Origin of the sequence: Burkholderia sp. RF4-BP95 (assembly GCF_001521985.1) — a bacterium.
Taxonomy (GTDB): domain Bacteria; phylum Pseudomonadota; class Gammaproteobacteria; order Burkholderiales; family Burkholderiaceae; genus Burkholderia; species Burkholderia diffusa.
Genome location: NZ_LOSX01000087.1, coordinates 65093 through 82742 on the forward strand (window position 1 = coordinate 65093; position 17650 = coordinate 82742).

Annotated in this window: 20 protein-coding genes and 1 pseudogene; 10 read left to right on the top strand and 11 right to left on the bottom strand. The window is 68.1% G+C overall.

The genetic code is table 11. The features are described from left to right. Positions 1–10 precede the first annotated feature (10 nt). Positions 11–282, bottom strand: a pseudogene (locus WS46_RS36810) (sel1 repeat family protein); the annotation flags it as partial. A 336-nt stretch (positions 283–618) separates the two neighbouring features. Between WS46_RS36810 and WS46_RS28770 the strand changes: the two are divergent. From WS46_RS28770 to atsR, 3 genes are read left to right on the top strand one after another with little or no spacing between them, the layout of a single operon-like run. Beyond that, entirely contained in the window at positions 619–1497 is an 879-nt protein-coding gene (locus WS46_RS28770) for a helix-turn-helix domain-containing protein (RefSeq protein ID WP_059533697.1), read from the top strand. 47 nt (positions 1498–1544) lie between these two features. Further along, entirely contained in the window at positions 1545–2045 is a 501-nt protein-coding gene (locus WS46_RS28775) for a molybdopterin-dependent oxidoreductase (RefSeq protein ID WP_059692534.1), read from the top strand. Positions 2046–2054: 9 nt separating this feature from the next. Further along, complete coding sequence (gene atsR, locus WS46_RS28780; protein ID WP_059533693.1) at positions 2055–3866, top strand: hybrid sensor histidine kinase/response regulator AtsR; 1812 nt, start codon at positions 2055–2057, stop codon at positions 3864–3866. A gap of 53 nt (positions 3867–3919) precedes the next feature. Here atsR and WS46_RS28785 read toward each other — a convergent pair whose 3' ends face one another. Beyond that, on the bottom strand, positions 3920–4339 hold the full coding sequence (locus WS46_RS28785) for a secondary thiamine-phosphate synthase enzyme YjbQ (protein ID WP_059692535.1): 420 nt from the start codon (positions 4337–4339) through the stop codon (positions 3920–3922). Positions 4340–4349: 10 nt separating this feature from the next. After that, complete coding sequence (locus WS46_RS28790) at positions 4350–4676, bottom strand: thioredoxin family protein (protein ID WP_059533691.1); 327 nt, start codon at positions 4674–4676, stop codon at positions 4350–4352. Between the two features lie 219 nt (positions 4677–4895). On the opposite strand from WS46_RS28790, the gene WS46_RS28795 reads away from it, so the two are divergent. The 3 genes from WS46_RS28795 (at position 4896) to WS46_RS28805 (ending at position 6888) form a co-directional block, all read left to right on the top strand. After that, the gene (locus WS46_RS28795) at positions 4896–5588 is read left to right on the top strand and encodes a flavin reductase family protein (protein ID WP_059692536.1); all 693 of its coding nucleotides are present in this window, start codon (positions 4896–4898) and stop codon (positions 5586–5588) included. 44 nt (positions 5589–5632) lie between these two features. Beyond that, complete coding sequence (locus WS46_RS28800) at positions 5633–5965, top strand: DUF2322 family protein (RefSeq protein WP_059533687.1); 333 nt, start codon at positions 5633–5635, stop codon at positions 5963–5965. A gap of 62 nt (positions 5966–6027) precedes the next feature. Continuing rightward, on the top strand, positions 6028–6888 hold the full coding sequence (locus tag WS46_RS28805) for a hypothetical protein (protein WP_059692537.1): 861 nt from the start codon (positions 6028–6030) through the stop codon (positions 6886–6888). Positions 6889–7131: 243 nt separating this feature from the next. Here WS46_RS28805 and WS46_RS28810 read toward each other — a convergent pair whose 3' ends face one another. Both WS46_RS28810 and WS46_RS28815 read right to left on the bottom strand, forming a co-directional pair. Then, positions 7132–7701, bottom strand: coding sequence for a hypothetical protein (locus WS46_RS28810; RefSeq protein ID WP_059685249.1), 570 nt, complete (start codon positions 7699–7701; stop codon positions 7132–7134). Positions 7702–7920: 219 nt separating this feature from the next. Beyond that, positions 7921–8379 (bottom strand): Lrp/AsnC family transcriptional regulator, encoded by a 459-nt coding sequence (locus WS46_RS28815; protein ID WP_006486309.1) that lies wholly within the window; start codon positions 8377–8379, stop codon positions 7921–7923. Positions 8380–8504: 125 nt separating this feature from the next. Here WS46_RS28815 and WS46_RS28820 point away from each other — a divergent pair, with 125 nt between their 5' ends. From WS46_RS28820 to surE, 3 genes are all read left to right on the top strand, one after another. Continuing rightward, entirely contained in the window at positions 8505–9242 is a 738-nt protein-coding gene (locus tag WS46_RS28820) for an AzlC family ABC transporter permease (RefSeq protein WP_059533681.1), read from the top strand. Next, the gene (locus tag WS46_RS28825; protein ID WP_082721853.1) at positions 9232–9534 is read left to right on the top strand and encodes an AzlD family protein; all 303 of its coding nucleotides are present in this window, start codon (positions 9232–9234) and stop codon (positions 9532–9534) included. Before WS46_RS28820 ends, WS46_RS28825 begins: the two co-directional genes overlap by 11 nt. Positions 9535–9752: 218 nt before the next feature. Further along, the gene (surE, locus tag WS46_RS28830; RefSeq protein ID WP_059533679.1) at positions 9753–10532 is read left to right on the top strand and encodes a 5'/3'-nucleotidase SurE; all 780 of its coding nucleotides are present in this window, start codon (positions 9753–9755) and stop codon (positions 10530–10532) included. 90 nt (positions 10533–10622) lie between these two features. Here the strand turns inward: surE and WS46_RS28835 are convergent, their stop codons facing one another. From WS46_RS28835 to WS46_RS28855, 5 genes are all read right to left on the bottom strand, one after another. Further along, positions 10623–11444, bottom strand: coding sequence for an SDR family NAD(P)-dependent oxidoreductase (locus WS46_RS28835; RefSeq protein ID WP_059692538.1), 822 nt, complete (start codon positions 11442–11444; stop codon positions 10623–10625). A 69-nt stretch (positions 11445–11513) separates the two neighbouring features. After that, a complete protein-coding gene (locus tag WS46_RS28840; RefSeq protein WP_059692539.1) occupies positions 11514–11981 on the bottom strand; it encodes a cupin domain-containing protein in 468 nt (155 codons plus the stop codon). Positions 11982–12121: 140 nt separating this feature from the next. Then, entirely contained in the window at positions 12122–13474 is a 1353-nt protein-coding gene (locus WS46_RS28845; protein ID WP_059692540.1) for a pyridoxal-dependent decarboxylase, read from the bottom strand. Between the two features lie 20 nt (positions 13475–13494). Continuing rightward, positions 13495–13794, bottom strand: a complete 300-nt coding sequence (locus WS46_RS28850; protein WP_059508066.1) for a helix-turn-helix transcriptional regulator — start codon at positions 13792–13794, stop codon at positions 13495–13497. Between the two features lie 195 nt (positions 13795–13989). Continuing rightward, positions 13990–14877, bottom strand: coding sequence for a LysR family transcriptional regulator (locus WS46_RS28855; protein ID WP_059692541.1), 888 nt, complete (start codon positions 14875–14877; stop codon positions 13990–13992). Positions 14878–15004: 127 nt separating this feature from the next. Here WS46_RS28855 and WS46_RS28860 point away from each other — a divergent pair, with 127 nt between their 5' ends. Then, positions 15005–16042 carry an aldo/keto reductase gene (locus tag WS46_RS28860; RefSeq protein WP_059692542.1) on the top strand — a complete coding sequence of 346 codons (1038 nt, stop codon included), beginning with the start codon at positions 15005–15007 and terminating at the stop codon, positions 16040–16042. Positions 16043–16102: 60 nt separating this feature from the next. Here WS46_RS28860 and WS46_RS28865 read toward each other — a convergent pair whose 3' ends face one another. Then, positions 16103–17581: a PLP-dependent aminotransferase family protein gene (locus WS46_RS28865; RefSeq protein ID WP_059692543.1), complete on the bottom strand. Its 1479-nt coding sequence runs from the start codon at positions 17579–17581 to the stop codon at positions 16103–16105. Between the last annotated feature and the right edge of the window lie 69 nt (positions 17582–17650).

Below are 17650 nucleotides of genomic sequence, written 5' to 3' on the forward strand. Positions count from 1 at the left end.
GGCAGACCGGCGACGCATGCGCGACGTCGGCGCCGCGGAAATAACGCGAGGCGGAAGTCGCAGGCGGCCTTCGACGGCTGCTTCAACGAAACGATGCGCGGATCCGTCGCCGTCGTCGGAATCGCCCTTTTTTGATAGGAAACCTGATCTTTAGGGCGATCGGAACACCCGGTGTCATCGCAGATCCGCACCATGTTGCCGGTGACGGACGCATCACGCGCATGCGGCCAACAGCAACAGCCCCGGCGCCAGCAAACGACGAACCGTCGTTTCTTCTCCCACGATCCATTTGCGCCGCACTGCTTCGCGCTATCTTGCCGCGAGCGCATACCCGGCTTGCGCGCGGCGGGGCGAATACAATTCACCCACGCCGACACGCAGTCCAAGGCTCTCTCAGGCTCTCTTCGAATCGTTCAGTCACGCGCTGGTTGCCGCTTTTCGCTGGGCCGACCGTCGTCGACACCGGCTTCCAAACATGACGCAACAAACAATAGTGACGTGGTGAGCAATAATAATGGAGAAAAATGGCATGTCAAGGTGATTCGCGATTTCAAAGTTTGCGCATCGCGTCACTTTTGAATATGCTCTTCGTCGCTCAAACCAGGAGACCCCTTCGAGATGCCCAATAGCGAGCAGGCCAACGCCGACCTCATCACCGCCACCAAGGTGCGCGATCTGCTGACGCGCAACGGCATCCCGCCGCGCAGTCACAACACGACGATCGCGAACGTGCTGGGCCTCAGTTTCTCGGTCGTCACGCGCAAGATGAAAGGCCTGATCCCGTGGAACCTGTCGCAGTTGCAGGACATCGCGACGCACTTCGGCGTGCCGCCCGCGATCCTGCTCGACGACAAGGGCACGCAGCCAGCCGCCGCCGAGATGATCGACGCGACGCTCGTGATCGAGTCGCGTCGTTTCCGCTGCCGCGCGGCGATCTCGGCGAAGGCCAGCAGCCAGACCGAAACGGATTTCGTCGCGTTGCAGTGGCAGGGCGAATGGATCGTCACCGAACGCCAGCACGCGCGCGAAGGCCGCCTCTATCCGGTCGACGTCATCGAACTGCGCTCGAGCCAGCCGACCGTGTACGCGGCGCGGATCGCGGTCGTCGACGATTCGCGGGACGTCGCCGAAACCGTCTGCGAATACTTCATCGAAAAAGGCGTGAACGCGATTCCGTACCATGACGGCGCGTCGTTCCGCAAGGCGCTGGAAGTCGAGGATTTCGACGGCTACATCCTCGACTGGATGCTCGGCGACCAGACGGCCGCCGAGCTCGTGCGCGGCATCCGTTCGAGCGAGAACGGCGGCGCGCCGATCTTCCTGCTGACCGGCAAGATCTCCACCGGCGAAGCGAGCGAGGACGAAATCGCGCACATCGTGTCGCACTACAACGCGCGCTGCGAGGAAAAGCCGGTGCGCCTGCCGATCCTGTTCGCCGAAGTCGCGCGCGAACTGAAGATCGCGCTGCCGGCCGCCACGGCCGCCGCCGCGAGCTGAGACCACGACAAGAACTCCACCACACGAACACGATCAAGGGGAAACACATGCGAATTTCGACCATCTGGGTCAAGAGCCTGGTCACGGCCTGCCTGCTCGGCATGGCCGCCGCGAGCTGGGCCGCGTCGTTCACGTTCACCGTCGACGGCAAGATCGGCCGCAGCAACCAGCCCGGCAAGACGACGTTCGTCTTCACCGAGCAGGCGCTGATGGCGCTGCCGCAGCACACGATCGTCACGTCGACGAGCTGGACGCCGAAGGCCACCTTCACGGGCCCGCGCCTGTCCGACGTGCTGAAGACCGTCGACGCGCACGGCACGCAGATCGAGTTCCGCTGCATCGACGAATACACGTTCACGATCCCCGTGTCGGATGCCGACAAGTACGGCGTGATCCTCGCGCGCACGATGAACGGCAAGGTGTTCGGCAACGACAACTACGGCCCGCTGTGGATCATGTATCCGCGCGACCAGTATCCCGACGAGCTGAAGACGCCGCTCGGCGAAGCCAAGTTCGCATGGCAGATCATCGGCCTGACCGTGAAGTAAGCGCGTGACATGATGCGCGGGCGGTGGAAGAACAGAAAGATCATCCTCATCCTGGGATCGTTGTGGATCCTGGGATTCGCCGCGTGGGCATTCCTGCTGTGGGACCTGCTCGCGACCTCGGTCAACGAGGGCGTGCTCGAAGGGCCGCGCGAAGGCGTGTTCTGGACGGCCGCGCAATACCGGAACGCCTACACGCGCTTCGACCGCCAGCTGATCCTCTACTCGACGCACGTGGACGACGACTTCGACCACGTGCAGATGCAGCTCGACAGCCTGTCGGTGTCGTTCGGGTTCCTGCAGCGGCCGTCCGAAGTGTCCGAATACTGGTTGCGCATCCCGCGCGCGCGCGCCGAAATCGCGGTGCTCGGCGCATTCATGGCGCGCCTGAAGCACGACGTGCCGCTGCTGCGCAACGCGCCACAGGATGCGCCGCACGTGATCGACGACGTCAACGCATACTGGCCGAAGGTCAACGGCCTCGCGAACTACTTCCGCGCGATCGAGATGGCGCAGCGCGACTTCACGTTCCATCAGCTGAAGGAAAAGCAGCGGGCGATCCTGTCGCTCGGCATCATCCTCGGCGTGATCCTGTGCGCGCTGTTCCTGCTGCTGTTCTACACGATGCGCACGCGCGACGACCTGCTCGAACGACAGGACGCGGCGCTCGATGCGGAGCGCAAGGCATCCGATCGCGCGTTCGAGATGATCGAGGCGAAGAACGCGTTCCTCGGGATGGTCAGCCATGAACTGCGCACGCCGCTGCAGGCGATCTGCGGTTCGATCGAGATCCTGCTCGCGCGGCCGCAGTCCGACGCCAACCTGAAGACGATCCGGCGGCTGCAGAATTCCGCGTCGTCGCTCGAAGCGCTGGTCAAGGATCTGACCGATTACATCAAGCTGCGCTCGACCAAGCGCCTCGCCGAAACCGAAACGGTCGGCATGGCGTCGCTGCTCGCCGAGGTGCTCGATCCGCTGCGCGAGAAGATCGCGGCCAAGCGGATCGCCGTCGCGCAGCGCGTCGAGCCTCACGACCTCGCGATCCGCTCCGATCGCAAGCTGTTGCGTCAGGTGCTGTCGAACCTGATCGAGAATTCGGTGAAATACACCGCCGACGGATCGATCGACGTATCGATCATGCTCGTCGACGCACCGGCCGGCCGCCAACTGAAACTCGCGGTGCGGGACACGGGCGCCGGTATCGCGAAGCAGCATCTGCCGAAGATCTTCGAGCCGTTCTACCGCGCGAACGACGCGGTCGGCCTGCATGTGGACGGAATCGGCATGGGGCTCGCGGTCGTGCGCGAGATCGTGACGACGCTGCGCGGCCACGTCGACGTGCGCAGCGTCGTCGGCGAAGGCAGCGAGTTCGTCGTGACGCTGCCGGCCGAGGTGCCGGATGCCGGCGAAACGACCGGCGACGCGCCCGCGTGGCCGGCCGTCGCCGCGCATCGCAACCGCCGCGCGCTCGTCGTCGACGACAACGACAACGCGCGCGAAACGCTCGGCGCGATGCTGTCGGCGCTCGGCCTCGACGCCGATCTGTGCGGCACCGGGCAGGAAGGCATCGCCCGTTTCGGCGACACGCATTACGACCTCGTCGTGCTCGATCTCGAACTGCCGGACCTGAGTGGCTTCGAAGTCGCGCACCGCATCCGGATGGTCGCGCAACCGGACGACGACGGAAAGTTTCCGTCGATCCTCGGTGTCAGCGCGTACGAATCGGCCGCGCTGCGCGAAAACCAGCGGGTGTTCGACGAATTCCTGCCGAAACCCGTTCACCTGCGCGAACTCGGCGCGCTCGTCGAGAAGCTGCTCGGCTGAGCGGGGACGCGACGCGTGACGGGCGTTCCGGCCGCCCGCTGCGCGTTTCCCGCTTACTCGCCGATCAAATGCAGCACGATGTCGCGCCGATGCGCGGCGCGACGATGCTCGAACAGATAGATGCCCTGCCACGTGCCGAGCACCATGCGTCCGTGCTCGATCGGGATCGACAGCTGCACTTGCGTGAGCGCCGTGCGCAGATGCGCGGGCATGTCGTCGGGGCCTTCGGTGTCGTGCTCGTAGCGCGTGTCGTCCTCGGGCGCGAGCGTCGCGAAGTAGCGTTCGAGATCGCGCTGCACGGACGGATCCGCGTTCTCCTGAATCAGCAGCGACGCGGACGTATGGCGGCAGAACACGGTCAGCAGCCCGGTGCGGATTGCCTGCTGGTCGACGAATGCGCGCACTTGCGGCGTGACCTCGACGAGGCCGCTGCCGCGCGCGTCGACGCCGATATGCGTGATGGCCTGTTGCATGACGACGGCCTCAGGCGAGCGCGGCGAAGCCGTCGGCCTCGATCTGACCGGCATCGGCGGGGCGCACGACGCGCGCGACTTCGACCCCGTCGCGCAGGAATACCAGCGTCGGCCACAGCTTCACGCCGAACGAACGGCCGAGCGGCCGACCCGGGCCATCCTCGATCTTCAGGTGCCGCACGGCCGGATGCGCGGAAAACGACGCGACGATCGCGGGCTGCGCGCCCGCGCAGATTCCGCACCAGTTCGTGCCGAATTCGATGACGGTCGCACCGGCCAGTGCGTCGACTTCCGCGCGCGTCGGCGCGTTGGCGGTGTAGCGTTGCTCGATGTCCATCGGTCCCTCGTGTGCAATTGCGGAACGTGGCCGCCGCGCGCCGGCGTGGGCGGCACATGCGACCTTCGATTTCCCACTGTAGCGGAAAAGCACGCGCGATGCCGACGGCGGCCGCGCCGCGCCACGCCGCGCCACGCGAATGACACGACAAGAATCGGAACGCCGCGCGGCGGCGACGCGATCAGCATGCGAACTGATCCCGTCACCGAAGGAAAGGCCATGAACGCCCCGCATCGCGTCACCGAACCCAACATCCTCTATTTCGGCACGCCCGTCGTGCTGATCAGCACGCTGAATCCGGACGGCACGGCCAATCTTGCGCCGATGTCGTCCGCGTTCTGGCTCGGCTGGCGCGGCATGCTCGGGCTCGCCGCCAGCTCGCAGACCACGCACAACCTGATGCGCACCGGCGAATGCGTGCTGAACCTGCCGTCGGCGGCGCAGGCGCAGGCGGTCGACCGCATCGCGCGCACGACGGGCACGCATCCGGTGCCCGAGTCGAAGCAGGCACGCGGCTACGTGTACGAACCGGACAAGTTCGGCACCGCCGGGCTCACCGAGACGCCCTCGCAGACCATCGCCCCGCCGCGCGCGCTCGAATGTCCGGTGCATCTGGAAGCGGTGGTCGCCGCCACGCACGGCATCGGCGACGAAGTACCCGACCTGCGCGGCCGCATCCGCGTGTTCGAGGTGCGCATCCAGCGCGTTCACGTACATCCCGACCTGCTGATGGACGGTCATCCCGACCGCATCGATCCGGACAAATGGTCGCCGCTGATCATGAGTTTTCAGAAGTTCTATGGCCTCGCGCCGCATCAGGTGCATGCGTCACGGCTCGCCGAGATTCCGGAGCGCGCGTATCGCAGCCCCGACATCGACCGCGCGCGCGAAGCGGGCATGTCGATCGGATAAGATACGGGCCGATCGACCCATGACCGAACCGACGGAGTGTTTCAGTGATTCAACCGACCCAAGTATTCAAGGACAATCTCGCGCAACTGCCGGCCATCGACGGTGTCGCGCGCATCGATCTCGTCGGCGCGAACGGCGACGTGGTCGCCAGCATCGAGAACCAGCCCGGCAAGCAAGGTTCGCTCGCGGTGTACAACTACCTGAAGCAGGCATTCGGCACGCTCGACGCGAAGGCCGCCGAGCACGGCCTCGCCGTGTTCGCGGAGCACACCGCCGACGCGCGTAACCGCCCGGGCGCACACCCGAACGTCGATCGTCTGCTGGCGATCGTCGACGGCGGCGACGCGCTGCGGATCGACGTGGTCGCGAAGGCCTGAATGCCCGGCGACGGGCACGCACGCAAACGGTCGATGCCCGTCCTTTCCCGGAGACCCTCCACATGCGTCGCATGACTGTCCGGCCGTTCACCCGCCGCGTCGCATCGTTCGTCGCCCTCGCGTGCGTCGCGCACGGCGGCGCGGCGTCCGCCGAGACGCTGCACACGGCTTCCGATATCGCCGGCGCGTCCCTGGTTCCGCTCGGCGCGCTGCCGCGCTCGCCGGAGAACGGCACGCTCGACGCATTCTGTGCGCGATATCGCGCGAAGACCGCAACCGCGGCCGGCCGCGACGTCGCGAAGCTCGGCTGGATCGTGACGTCGGAAGCGCCGCTCGGCCGCTATACGGTCGTCACGTTCGCGAGCGGTTTCAAGCCGGGGACGAGCGCGATCTGTTACGCGCGCAACGCAAACATCGGCGTCTTCGACGGCACGACGCTCGTCGCGCTCGGCTATACGGCACGCTCGGCCGGCTGGCAGCTCGGCTCGGTCGAGTCGCTGGAAAGCGGCGCGCTGCTGGTCTGGGGAGGCGACGGCCCGTCGGCGCCCGTCGGCGAGCTGCGCGAAGAGCATGGCGGCTTGCGGCTGACGGCGGTCGCCGCCGAACGCACGTATTGCCACGGCCGTGCAGTCGTGCCCAACGTGTACGGCAAGCCGCTCGATACGGCGCGCAAGATCCTGATCTCGCGTGGCTGGCAGCCGCTGCGTCCGCGCGAGAAGCCGGACCCGGCGGACGGCGCGGCCACGCTCGCGAAGCACGGGATCATCGAAGCCGAAGCGTGCTCCGGCACCGGCATGGGGTATTGCGCGCTGCGGTATCGGAGCGCGGCCGGCGTGCTCGGTGTGACGACGGCCGGCGGCGAGCCGGACACGCCGTCGGCGAATACCGTGATCGATTATCAGGTGGCCTGCAGGAAAGAGTGATCGGCGCGGTGACATTCGCCTGATTCATCGCTCCCGGCCACCCGTCGCTCGAGCGGCACGCGCGTCACCACGGTCGTTCAAAACGCGGACGATGCCGCGTCAGCAATCACATGCGCCGCCGGTTTCCCCATCTTTCGAGTCACGCAGGTCCGGCGCCCCGGCATGGCGTTCACGCGTATCCACCACCACGCGCAACTCACCGGTAGCGAATTCCGGTACCGGCGCGCGGCGCGCGCGCAATCGTCAGCGATTCGCGCCGAGCGCCACGCGCAGCCGCTCCATCAGCCGCGTGTAGTGCCGCACCACATCCGCCTTGTCCGTCACGTTCGCGGTCGAGAACCGCTCGGACCACGCGGCCTTCCACTCATACGTGCCGTGCACGCTGCGGTCGCCGTCCGGCGACTGGATCAGCGAACGGATCCGCGCGTCGCGCCCCGGCCCCGTGTGCATCTCGAACAACGCGTGGATGAACGTGTGATACGCGTCGTACACGTCGTCGTCGAACAGGTAGCGGTAGATGTGAAACGTGCGGTCGAGTTCGCGCTTCGCGCGGATCACGTCGTCCGGCGAGATGTCCTTCCAGTAGCCGATCCACGTGTAGAAGCACAGCAGCGCATTGAGCTGCGGCGCGACCGTGTCGTACAGCGTGAGGCGCTTCTCGATCAGCCGCTGGTTGGTCCACTGCACGAGCTCGAGCCGCTTCAATCGGCGCGCGACGAGCCAGCCGAGACACGCAACCGACAACGGCGTCAGCACGCCGAGCACGAGCTTGACGATTTCCAGCGAATTCCACGGATTGTTGAATGGCTGCATGAATGGCTCGACAAGAAGGACGCACCGCCCGGCGGATCGCATCGCGCGCAGCGCGCGCGTTCGCCGATCCCTTCGCGGTTGACCGTTAGTTGCTTGCGCATCGAAGTCACATCGTGATGCAGCGGATGCGCGGCGAAGCGGCTCGTCCCCCCAGTGTATCGGCCAAATGTCACTGGCCGGTGACGATTCGCCGAATCGTCGTCACGCGCCCGTGCCGCGTTACGTCGGCAGCGCCGACGTGAGCTTGACCTTCTGCATCGGAATGTCGGTCTTCACGCTCAGCACGCCCGGGATGCGCGTCAGGTATTCCATCTGGAAGCGCCGGTAGTCGTCGATGTCGGCGGCCACCACGCGCAGCAGGAAATCGCAGTCGCCGGCCATCAGGTGGCATTCGACCACTTCCGGCATCTGCTGGACGGCCTCGGCGAAGCGGTTCACGGATTCGGCGTCCTGCCCCTTCAGCCACACGCGCGTGAAGATCGTCAGCCCCTTGCCGACCTTCGCCGGGTTCAGCACGGCCACGTATTTCTCGATCACGCCCGCTTCCTCGAGCAGCCGCACGCGTCGCAGGCACGGCGACGGCGACAGCCCGACCTCGTGCGCGAGTTCCACGTTCTGCATGCGGCCGTCGCGTTGCAGCGCGCTCAGGATCCGCCGGTCGATAGCGTCAAGCTTCATTGGCATCAAATTCCAAAAAATTCGCGAATCGCTCACTCAATGCCAAATTCTCGTGAATATCGATCCGCAACGCAACCCGATTCGAGTCAAAAAAGCAGACAATCCTCCTCCCAGAAGGAGGAGTAATGAGCAGTAGCGTTTCAACGTCGTCCGGGCTTCGCGACAGGCCCGCCTATGTCGCCGAGATGGGCCGCGGATTGCGCGCGGCGCTACCCGTCATGCTGGGTTTCGTGCCGTTCGCGCTGGTGCTCGGCGCGCAGGCCGCGCAAAAGGGGCTGAGCCTGTTCGAGGTCCCGATGATGACGGGCCTGAATTTCGGCGGCGGCTCGGAATTCGCGGCGATCCATCTGTGGACGTCGCCGCCGCACATCGCGCTGATCGTCGCGATGTCGTTCCTCGTGAATTCGCGTCACATCCTGATGGGCGCGGCGTTCGCGCCGTACATCCGGCGCCTGCCGCGCCGCCGCGCGTTCGCCGCGCTGTTCTTCATGTGCGACGAAAGCTGGGCGATGTCGCTTGCCGACGCACGCTCGCGCTCGGCCACGCACATCAGCGTCCCGTATTACGCGGGCGTGTGCGCCGGGCTGTACCTGACGTGGATCTCGATGACGACGCTCGGCGCGGCGGTCGGCCCGACGATCGGCAACGTCGAGCAGTACGGCTTCGACATGGCGTTCACGGCCGTGTTTCTGGTGCTGCTGCGCGGGATGTGGAAGGGCATGCGCGCGAGCCGTCCGTGGTTCGTGAGCCTCGTCGTCGCGGCCGCCACGCACCTGGCCGTGCCCGGCGCGTGGTACGTCCCGGCCGGCGCGTGCGCGGGGCTGATCGCCGCGCTGCTGTGGGAGCCGCGCGATGCTGCCTGATTTCGCGACGGTCGCGACCATCGTGCTGATGGCGTCGACGACCTACCTGTCGCGCGTGCTCGGCTACGTGCTGCTGCGCAACCGCACGCTGAGCCCGCGGATGGCGTCGGTGATGGAGAACGTGCCCGGTTGCGTGCTGATCTCGGTGATCGCGCCGGCCTTCGTGTCGACGCGCCCGGCCGATCTGCTCGCGCTCGCCGTCACGCTGATCGCGGCGACCCGCCTGTCGATCCTGCCGACCGTCATCGTCGGCGTCGTGTCGGCCGGCCTGCTGCGGTATTTGCTCGGGTAATCGGGTAACGCGGTTCCGAGCGCCGCGCGGGCGGCACATCGAAGCGGAAGACGGGCGCGCCATGCGCCCGTTTTCGCATCCGCGCGCCGGCTTTGGCTCCGGCTTTGGCTCCGGCTCTGCGTGACGCGGCAAGCGGCACGCGTCGCGACGGGGTGTTAGCCTTGCGGCTATACCCGCGATGCCTTCCCCCTCATTGCCTGCCTGCGAGGATCGTCCCGATGCAAGAAACCCGCCCGCTGTTCGACCGCGTCCTGCTCACCAACGACGACGGATTCGACGCCCCCGGCCTTGAAGTGCTCGAACAGGTCGCCACGCAACTGGCGCGCGAAGTCTGGATCGTCGCCCCGGCGGAAGACCAGAGCGGCACGTCGCATTCGCTGAGCCTGCACGAACCGCTGCGCGTGCATCGCAAGGGCGAGCGCCGCTTCGCCGTGCGCGGCACGCCGGGCGATTGCGTCGCGATCGCGGTCAGCCACCTGATGAAGGACGCACGGCCCGACGTCGTGCTGTCCGGCGTGAATCGCGGCGCGAACCTCGGCACCGAAACGGTGTTCTCGGGCACCGTCGGCGCCGCGATGACGAGCATGCTGGTCGGCGTACCGGCAATCGCGCTGAGCCAGGCGTTCAGCGACCGCAACGCGGTGCCGTGGACCACGGCGCTCACGCATGCGCCGGACGTGATTCGCCGGCTGGTCGCGGCCGGCTGGGACAGCGACGCATGCCTCAACGTGAATTTCCCGGCGCGGCCGGCCGACGACGTGCGCGGCCTGAAGGTGACGAACCAGGGCGCCGGCACGCTGCAGGGCGTCGAAATCGTGTCGGGGCGCGATCCGCGCGACATCGAATACCACTGGCTGAAACTGGCGCGCGCACCGCGCGACGACGATGCGGATTCGGAAACGGTCGCGCTCGGCGAAGGCTACATTGCGGTCACGCCGCTGAAGTTCGAACGCACGCACGACCACGCGCTCGCGCGGCTGCGGTCGAATCTCGGCTGACCTCGGAGGTGATACCGGCCGGCGGCTTCGCCGTCGGCGCGCATCGCCCCGGCACAACGCCGCCGCGCCGCCCGCATCGCCCGTCCGCGGTCACGTCAGGTTCAATCCCCCGTCGAGCATCACGATCTCGCCCGTCACGTAATCGGACGCGACGAGCATCGCGACCGTCTGCGCGACGTCGTCCGGCGTCGCCGCGCGGCGCATCGGCGCGCGCTCGCGCCAGAGCTGCTGCGCGTCGGTCCAGTCGGCGGTCAGCGGCGTATCGACGAGCCCCGGCGCCACCGCATTGACGCGAATCGCCGGCGCGAGCGTGCGCGCCAGCAAGCGCGTCGTGTGATTGAGCGCGGCCTTCGCGGCCGCATACGGAATCGACGCGCCCTTCGGCCGCACACCCGCATGCGAGCTGACGTTGATCACGCAACCGGCGCGCCCGCTCGACGCCGCTTCGAGCAGCGCCGGCTGCGCTTCGGCGACGAGCCGGAACGGCGCGATCACGTTGATCTCGTGCATCTCGCGCCACACGTCGGGCGTCGCGGCGGCGAGATCGTCGTGCGGAATCACACGGCTGACGCCCGCGTTGTTGATCAGCACGTCGAGGCGGCCGTGCACCGCCACCGCGTCGCGGATCAGCCGCACGCGCTGCGCATCGTCGGCGAGATCGGCCTGCACGTAGGCCGCGCCGAGTTCGCGCGCCATCGCGCGACCGGTTTCGGCGGAACTGCGCGAATGCAGGATCACCGCGTAACCGTCCGCCGCCAGCCGTCGCGCGATGGCCGCGCCGATTCCCGACGTCGATCCGGTGACGAGCGCGACGGGCCGCTGCACGCGCGACGCGCGCGGCTCGGTGACGGTTTCGGTTTCAGGTTCCGTTTCGGAGACCGGGGCATTCATCGGCGGATGCGGCGCGTCCATGGCGTGGAATCCTGTCAGTGGCGTTCCCGCATCATAAGCATGACGGCGGCCGATGCGGATGCGTGCCGTCTACGGCCGTTTCGGCAGATCGACGAAATCCTCGAGCTCGCCGGCGATGTGAAGCCGCTTGCCGATTCTCGGGTATTCGCAGACGTCGTGTTCGAGGCGCTGGCCGAGGACGAACAGTTCCAGCGGCACGTCGCCGGTGTTCTGCAATGTGTGCGCATCGCCGCCGCGCGGGAAGCCAAGAAAGTCGCCCGGCCCGATTTCGCACGTGCGTTCGCCGATCGTGACCGTGCCGGTGCCGGACAGCACGTACACGCATTCTTCCTCGTACAGGTGGCGGTGATACTCGGCCGATTCGTGGCCGGGCATCAGCGTCAGCAGATGCGCGCCGATCTGCGTGAGGCCGGTCAGGTCGCCGAGCTGTCGTTTGAGGCGAACGGCGTTGGGATTGAGCGAATGCACCGCGCGGGTCGGTTCCATTTTCGCGATGTCGGCGGCTTTCAGCAGTTCCCGGGGAGGTGTCGTGGACATGGGGATCTCGTCGGCGTCAATGCAGCGGTTGAACGCGCCGCCCGGGCGGGCGCGGCGTGCATGCCGCGCTATTGTCCGACATTTTCACGCGGACGAGATCACCGGCACGATCCTCGTCCACTGCACCCTTGAGACGTCGCTCAGCTCACGTGCACGCCGCGCAGCTTCGTCAGCAAGGCGACGAGGCGATCGATGTGTTCGTCCTCCGTGCGCCACGACGACACGCTGATCCGGAACGCCGGCCGCCCCTGCCACACGGTCTGCCCGAACCAGACGTCGCCCGAATCCTGCGCGGCCTGAAGGATCGCGATCGTCTCGTCGTCGGTGCCGGCGCGCACGAGCACCTGGTTCAGCACGACACGGTTCAGCACGTCGTAGCCGGCCGCGCGCAGGCCGTCGGCGACGCGCTGGGCCTGCGCGCAATGCCGCTCGACCAGCGTCGCCACGCCGGCGCGGCCGAGCGCGCGCAGCGCGGCCCACACCGGAATGCCGCGCGCCCGCCGCGAGAATTCGAGGTTGAGGTTCTTCTGCGCGTCCTGCGCGCCGCTCAGGTAGACGGCATCGCTGTTCATCGCGGTCGCGAGCGCGGCCGCGTCGCGGCAGATCACCATCGCGCCGTCGTACGGCGTGTTGAGCCACTTGTGGCCATCGGTGGTCCAGCTGTCCGCGCCGTCGATGCCGTCGGTCAGCGCGCGCTTCGACGACGCGCGCGCCCACAGCCCGAACGCGCCGTCCACGTGCACCCACGCGCCGGCGGCCTTCGCGCGCGGAATCAGCGCCGCGAACGGATCGAATTCGCCGGTGTTCACTTCGCCGGCCTGCACGCAGAGGATCGTCATGTCGTCGAGCGGCGGCAATTGCGCGGGATCGATGCGGCCGTGCGGGTCGACCGGCGCGACGATCAGGCGCTTCATCCCGAAGCCGAGCACCCGCAGCGCCTTCTTCACCGTGATGTGCGCAAGCTCGGAGAGCACGACCTTCACCTCGGGTGCGCCGATCAGGCCTGCTTCGTCGACGTCCCAGCCCTTGCGCGCGAGCAGCGCACGCCGCGCGGCGACCAGCGCGACCAGCGTGCAGGCCGTCGCGCTCGTGCCGAAGCCGACCGCGCTGCCCTCCGGCAGCCCGAGCACGTCGACGACCCAGCGCGCGGCCTGCCGCTCGATCGTCGCGGCCACCGGCGAATTCGCGAACGACGACGCGCACTGGTCCCACGCAAGCATCAGCCGCTCGGCCGCCGCCGCGGCCGGCAGCGTCGCGCCGATCACGAAGCCGAAGTAGTTCGGGCCGTTCGATGCGACGGTCGCGGGCGTGCCGCGCTCGTCGAGCAAGCGCAGCACGTCGTCGGCCGGGTAGCCCGTATCGGGCAGCGGTTCGTCGAAGGCCGCAAGGCCGGCGAGCGCGGCCGCATCGGGGTACGCGCGCCGTTCGCCGATCGCTGCGAGATACGCGTGCGCGCGCCGGTCGGCGTCGGCCAGCAGGGCGAATTCATCCATGTCGTTTGCCTCTGTGAAAATCAGAGTTGCAGGAGATCGCGACCGAGCTGCTGCAGCGCATCGTCGATCCGCTTGTAGTACGTGAACTTGCCGACGCGCGTCGCCTGCACGAGCCCGGCATCCGCGAGGATGCGCATGTGGCGCGTGGTCGTCGCCGGCGCGATGCCGAGCTTCTCGGTGATGTACGTGCAGCACACGCCGAGTTCGTCGAAGTCGCCATGCGGCTGCGGCGGGAAATGCTTGCGCGGCTGCTTGAGCCAGCGCATCACGGCCAGACGGCTTTCGTTGGCCAGTGCGCTGATGCGGGTGACGTCGTCCATGGTTCGGCCTCGTTTGACGTTTCGAATATTAGCTAAATGACGAAACGTGGGCAACCGGTTGCGCGCGCGATCGTTGCGTTTGCCGGCGTGCGGGAAGGTGCCGGAAGCGGCCTCTGCGCTGCTGCGTCGCATTCGACGTCATCGCGTCGGAGGCCGACCCGGGAGCGCCAGCCGATGTGATCCGGTTGGCTGCGATCACTCGGCGGTCAGCGCCTGCGCCAACCTTTCGATCAGCGCCCGCACGCGCCGCGGCTGCACCGCACCGCCCGGATAGACGATCTGCAGGTCGACTTCGCCCGGCGAGAAGTCGCGGAGGATCTCGACGAGCGCGCCGGACGCCAGATCCTGCTCGACGTCGAGTCGCGATTTCAGCGCGATACCGCGCCCCGCGACGCACCACGCGCGCACAAGGGCGCCGTCGTTGGCCACGCGCCGGCCGCGCACCATCACGCGTTTCAGTTCGTCGTCGATGCGGAACGGCCACTCGGCATACAGCTCCTGGCCGAAGCGCATCACGATGCAGTCGTGCGCGGCGAGTTCGTCCGGATGCCGCGGCGTGCCGTGCGCGGCGAGATACGCGGGCGCGGCGCACACCACGCGGCGCGAACGGCCGAGCGAACGGCTGCGCAACGCGCTGTCCGCGAGTGTGCCGCGCCGGATCGCGAAATCGAGCCCCTGCCCGACGAGATCGACGTAGCCGTCGCCGAGATGCAGGTCGACCGTGACGCCAGGGTGCTCGGTCAGGAACGCGTCGACCACCGGCACGACGCGCGCCTGCCCGAGATCGGCCGGCGCGCTCAGCCGCACGGGCCCCGACAGCGTCTGCGCGCCCAGCCTCACGCGGCTTTCGAGTTCGTCGGCCTCGGCGAGCAGGCGCCGCGCGCCCGCGACCAGCGTGCGTCCTTCGTCGGTCAGGCTGATCGCGCGGGTCGTGCGCGTGAGCAGCGCCGCGCCGTAGTAACTCTCGAGCGCCGCCAGCCGTTCCGAAACCGTGGCCGGCGACAGCCCGACCTCGCGGCCGGCCGCGGCCAGCCCGCCCTTCTCCACGATGCGCAGAAACAGCGCCAGATTGTCGAGCAGCATTCTTCGCTTCCTCCGAAGGATATTTTCGAAGTCTGCCCAATTATCCGGATCAACCGCAAGCGCTAGAGTGAGCGCTACCTTTCCGGCGCGCTCACGCGCCGGCCTCGACGACGAGAGGGCACACGACATGGAATACCGCACGCTCGGCCGCTCCGGCCTCAAGATTCCCGTGCTGAGCTTCGGCGCAGGCACGTTCGGCGGCACCGGCCCGTTGTTCGGCGCATGGGGCAACACGGGCGTCGACGAAGCGCGCCGCCTGGTCGACATCTGCCTCGATGCCGGCGTCAACCTGTTCGACACGGCCGACGTGTATTCGGACGGCGCATCCGAGCGCGTGCTCGGCGCCGCGATCCACGGACGGCGCGACCAGGTGCTCATCTCGACCAAGACGGGCCTGCCGACCGGTGACGGCCCGAACGACGCAGGCACGTCGCGCCCGCGGCTGATCCGCGCGGTCGACGACGCGCTGCGCCGCCTCGATACCGACTACATCGACCTGCTGCAGCTTCATGCGTTCGACGCGGCCACGCCGGTCGAGGAAGTGTTGTCGACGCTGGACGACCTGGTGCGCGCGGGCAAGCTGCGCTATATCGGCGTGTCGAATTTCGCGGGCTGGCAGATCATGAAGTCGCTCGCTGCGGCCGACCGGCACGGCTGGTCGCGCTACGTCGCGAACCAGGTCTACTACTCGCTCGTCGGCCGCGACTACGAGTGGGACCTGATGCCGCTGGGCGCCGATCAGGGCCTCGGCGCACTGGTGTGGAGCCCGCTCGGCTGGGGCCGGCTCACGGGCAAGATCCGCCGCGATGCGCCGCTGCCCGAACGCAGCCGCCTGCACGACACGGCCGGTTTCGGCCCGCCGGTCGACGACGAACGGCTGTACGACGTGGTCGATGCGCTCGACGCGATCGCCGAGGAAACCGGCAAGACCGTGCCGCAGATCGCGCTGAACTGGCTGCTGCAGCGCCCGACCGTGTCGTCGGTGATCGTCGGCGCGCGCAACGAGGAGCAGTTGCGCCAGAACCTCGGCGCGGTCGGCTGGTCGCTGACCGACGCGCAGATCGCGAAGCTCGATGCGGCGAGTGCGGTCGAAGCGCCGTATCCGTACTTCCCGTATCGCCGGCAGGACGCGTTCGCGCGACTCAATCCGCCGATGCGCGGCTAAGCGGACCAGCGGGCAGGCACGCGCCGACGCAACGGCGGACCGGCGCGACGGACGTCAGTCTCATCGCCCGGCCAGCGCCCGGTCGATCATCTCGCCGATCCGCCGCGCGAGCGCGTCCATCCGTTCAGCCGGCACGCCGCCGTAGCCGAGCACGAGCCCGTTGTAGCCGTGCGCGGTGCCCGGCAGGCAGAACGACGACAGCGGCTGCAGGATCAGCCCGTGCGCCTGCGCGACGCGGCTCAGTTCAGTGTCCGCCACCGGCACGTCGAGCCGCGCGGACAGATGCATGCCGCCCGCACCGCCCGACACCGTCAGCCGCGTGCTCAATCGCCGCACCAGCGCGTCGTGCAGCGCATCGCGCCGCTCGGCATACACGCGGCGCATGCGCCGCAGATGCCGCGTGAAATGCCCGGCCTCGATGAAGTCCGCGAGCGCGCGCTGCTCGACCGCGCGGCCCTGCAACATCAGCGCGCCCGCCGCGTCGCGCAGCGGCTGCGCGAGCGCGGGCGGCACCACCATGAAGCCGAGCCGCAACGCCGGAAACATCACCTTGCTGAACGTGCCGAGGTAGATCACAGGCGCGTCGTCCGCGAGCCCCTGCACGGCCGCGTGCGGCGTGCCGTGGTGGCGAAACTCGCTGTCGTAGTCGTCCTCGACGATCCATGCGCCGGCCGCGCGCGCCTGCGCGACGAGCGCGAGCCGCCGTTCGAGGCTCATCACCGCGCCGAGCGGATACTGATGCGACGGCGTGATATAGACGAGCTTCGGCGGACGATCGCGCCAGTCGTCCGGATGCGGCGCCAGCCCCTGCGCATCGACGCCGATCGGCTCGACGCGCAGGTCGGCCGCGAGAAACGCGTTGCGCGCGCCGTGGTAGCCCGGGTTCTCGATCCATGCGACGTCGCCCGCGTCCGCCAGCGCGCGGGCGCACAGGTCGAGCGCGCCCTGCGTGCCGTCGGTGACGATCACCTGCGCGGCGTCGCAACGCACGCCGCGCGATGCGCGCAGATAACCGGCGATCGCGTCGCGCAGCACCGCGTCGCCTTCCGCCGATTGATAGCCGAGCTGCGCCGGCCCCGCCGCGCGCCATGCGCGTTCGACGCAGCGCCGCCACTGCGCGAGCGGGAATTCGTCGACGGCCGGCACGCCCGGCATGAACGGCAGCGATTCGTCGAGGCCGCTCGTCGCGCGCTCCGCCTGCGCGACGCGCCGCGACAGCATCGCCGCATCGCCGGCGGGCGCCGCGGCGACGATCCGCGCCCCGCGCAAACCCATCCGGGCGACCACCGTGCCCTGCCGCGTGCCGGTCACGAACCCTTCCGACGCGAGCCGCTCGTACGCGTACAGCACCGAGTTGCGCGCGATGCCGAGTTCGTCGGCCAGCGTGCGCGAGGCGGCAAGCCGCGCGCCTTCGGCGATGCGACCGCTCAGGATCGCGTCACGCAGACACGCGTACAGCCGCTGCTGCTGCGACATCCGCGTGACCGCGTGCGGCCCCGCCTCGCGCTCGACGGTCGACAGCAGCACCGCGTAATCCATCGTGGCTCCAGAATGTGGGAATGTCATGGGTCTACACATGGTGCCACGAACTTTCTATCGTGGATGTCC

Coding starts and splice junctions, on each gene's coding strand:
- WS46_RS28845 (WP_059692540.1), bottom strand. CDS start 13,474: ATGGATGAATTCGCCCTGCTGGCCGACGCCGACCGGCGCGCGCACGCG.
- surE (WP_059533679.1), top strand. CDS start 9,753: ATGCAAGAAACCCGCCCGCTGTTCGACCGCGTCCTGCTCACCAACGAC.
- WS46_RS28775 (WP_059692534.1), top strand. CDS start 1,545: ATGCGAATTTCGACCATCTGGGTCAAGAGCCTGGTCACGGCCTGCCTG.
- WS46_RS28805 (WP_059692537.1), top strand. CDS start 6,028: ATGCGTCGCATGACTGTCCGGCCGTTCACCCGCCGCGTCGCATCGTTC.
- WS46_RS28790 (WP_059533691.1), bottom strand. CDS start 4,676: ATGGACATCGAGCAACGCTACACCGCCAACGCGCCGACGCGCGCGGAA.
- WS46_RS28850 (WP_059508066.1), bottom strand. CDS start 13,794: ATGGACGACGTCACCCGCATCAGCGCACTGGCCAACGAAAGCCGTCTG.
- WS46_RS28795 (WP_059692536.1), top strand. CDS start 4,896: ATGAACGCCCCGCATCGCGTCACCGAACCCAACATCCTCTATTTCGGC.
- WS46_RS28785 (WP_059692535.1), bottom strand. CDS start 4,339: ATGCAACAGGCCATCACGCATATCGGCGTCGACGCGCGCGGCAGCGGC.
- WS46_RS28820 (WP_059533681.1), top strand. CDS start 8,505: ATGAGCAGTAGCGTTTCAACGTCGTCCGGGCTTCGCGACAGGCCCGCC.
- atsR (WP_059533693.1), top strand. CDS start 2,055: ATGATGCGCGGGCGGTGGAAGAACAGAAAGATCATCCTCATCCTGGGA.
- WS46_RS28865 (WP_059692543.1), bottom strand. CDS start 17,581: ATGGATTACGCGGTGCTGCTGTCGACCGTCGAGCGCGAGGCGGGGCCG.
- WS46_RS28855 (WP_059692541.1), bottom strand. CDS start 14,877: ATGCTGCTCGACAATCTGGCGCTGTTTCTGCGCATCGTGGAGAAGGGC.
- WS46_RS28840 (WP_059692539.1), bottom strand. CDS start 11,981: ATGTCCACGACACCTCCCCGGGAACTGCTGAAAGCCGCCGACATCGCG.
- WS46_RS28825 (WP_082721853.1), top strand. CDS start 9,232: ATGCTGCCTGATTTCGCGACGGTCGCGACCATCGTGCTGATGGCGTCG.
- WS46_RS28835 (WP_059692538.1), bottom strand. CDS start 11,444: ATGGACGCGCCGCATCCGCCGATGAATGCCCCGGTCTCCGAAACGGAA.
- WS46_RS28815 (WP_006486309.1), bottom strand. CDS start 8,379: ATGAAGCTTGACGCTATCGACCGGCGGATCCTGAGCGCGCTGCAACGC.
- WS46_RS28770 (WP_059533697.1), top strand. CDS start 619: ATGCCCAATAGCGAGCAGGCCAACGCCGACCTCATCACCGCCACCAAG.
- WS46_RS28860 (WP_059692542.1), top strand. CDS start 15,005: ATGGAATACCGCACGCTCGGCCGCTCCGGCCTCAAGATTCCCGTGCTG.
- WS46_RS28810 (WP_059685249.1), bottom strand. CDS start 7,701: ATGCAGCCATTCAACAATCCGTGGAATTCGCTGGAAATCGTCAAGCTC.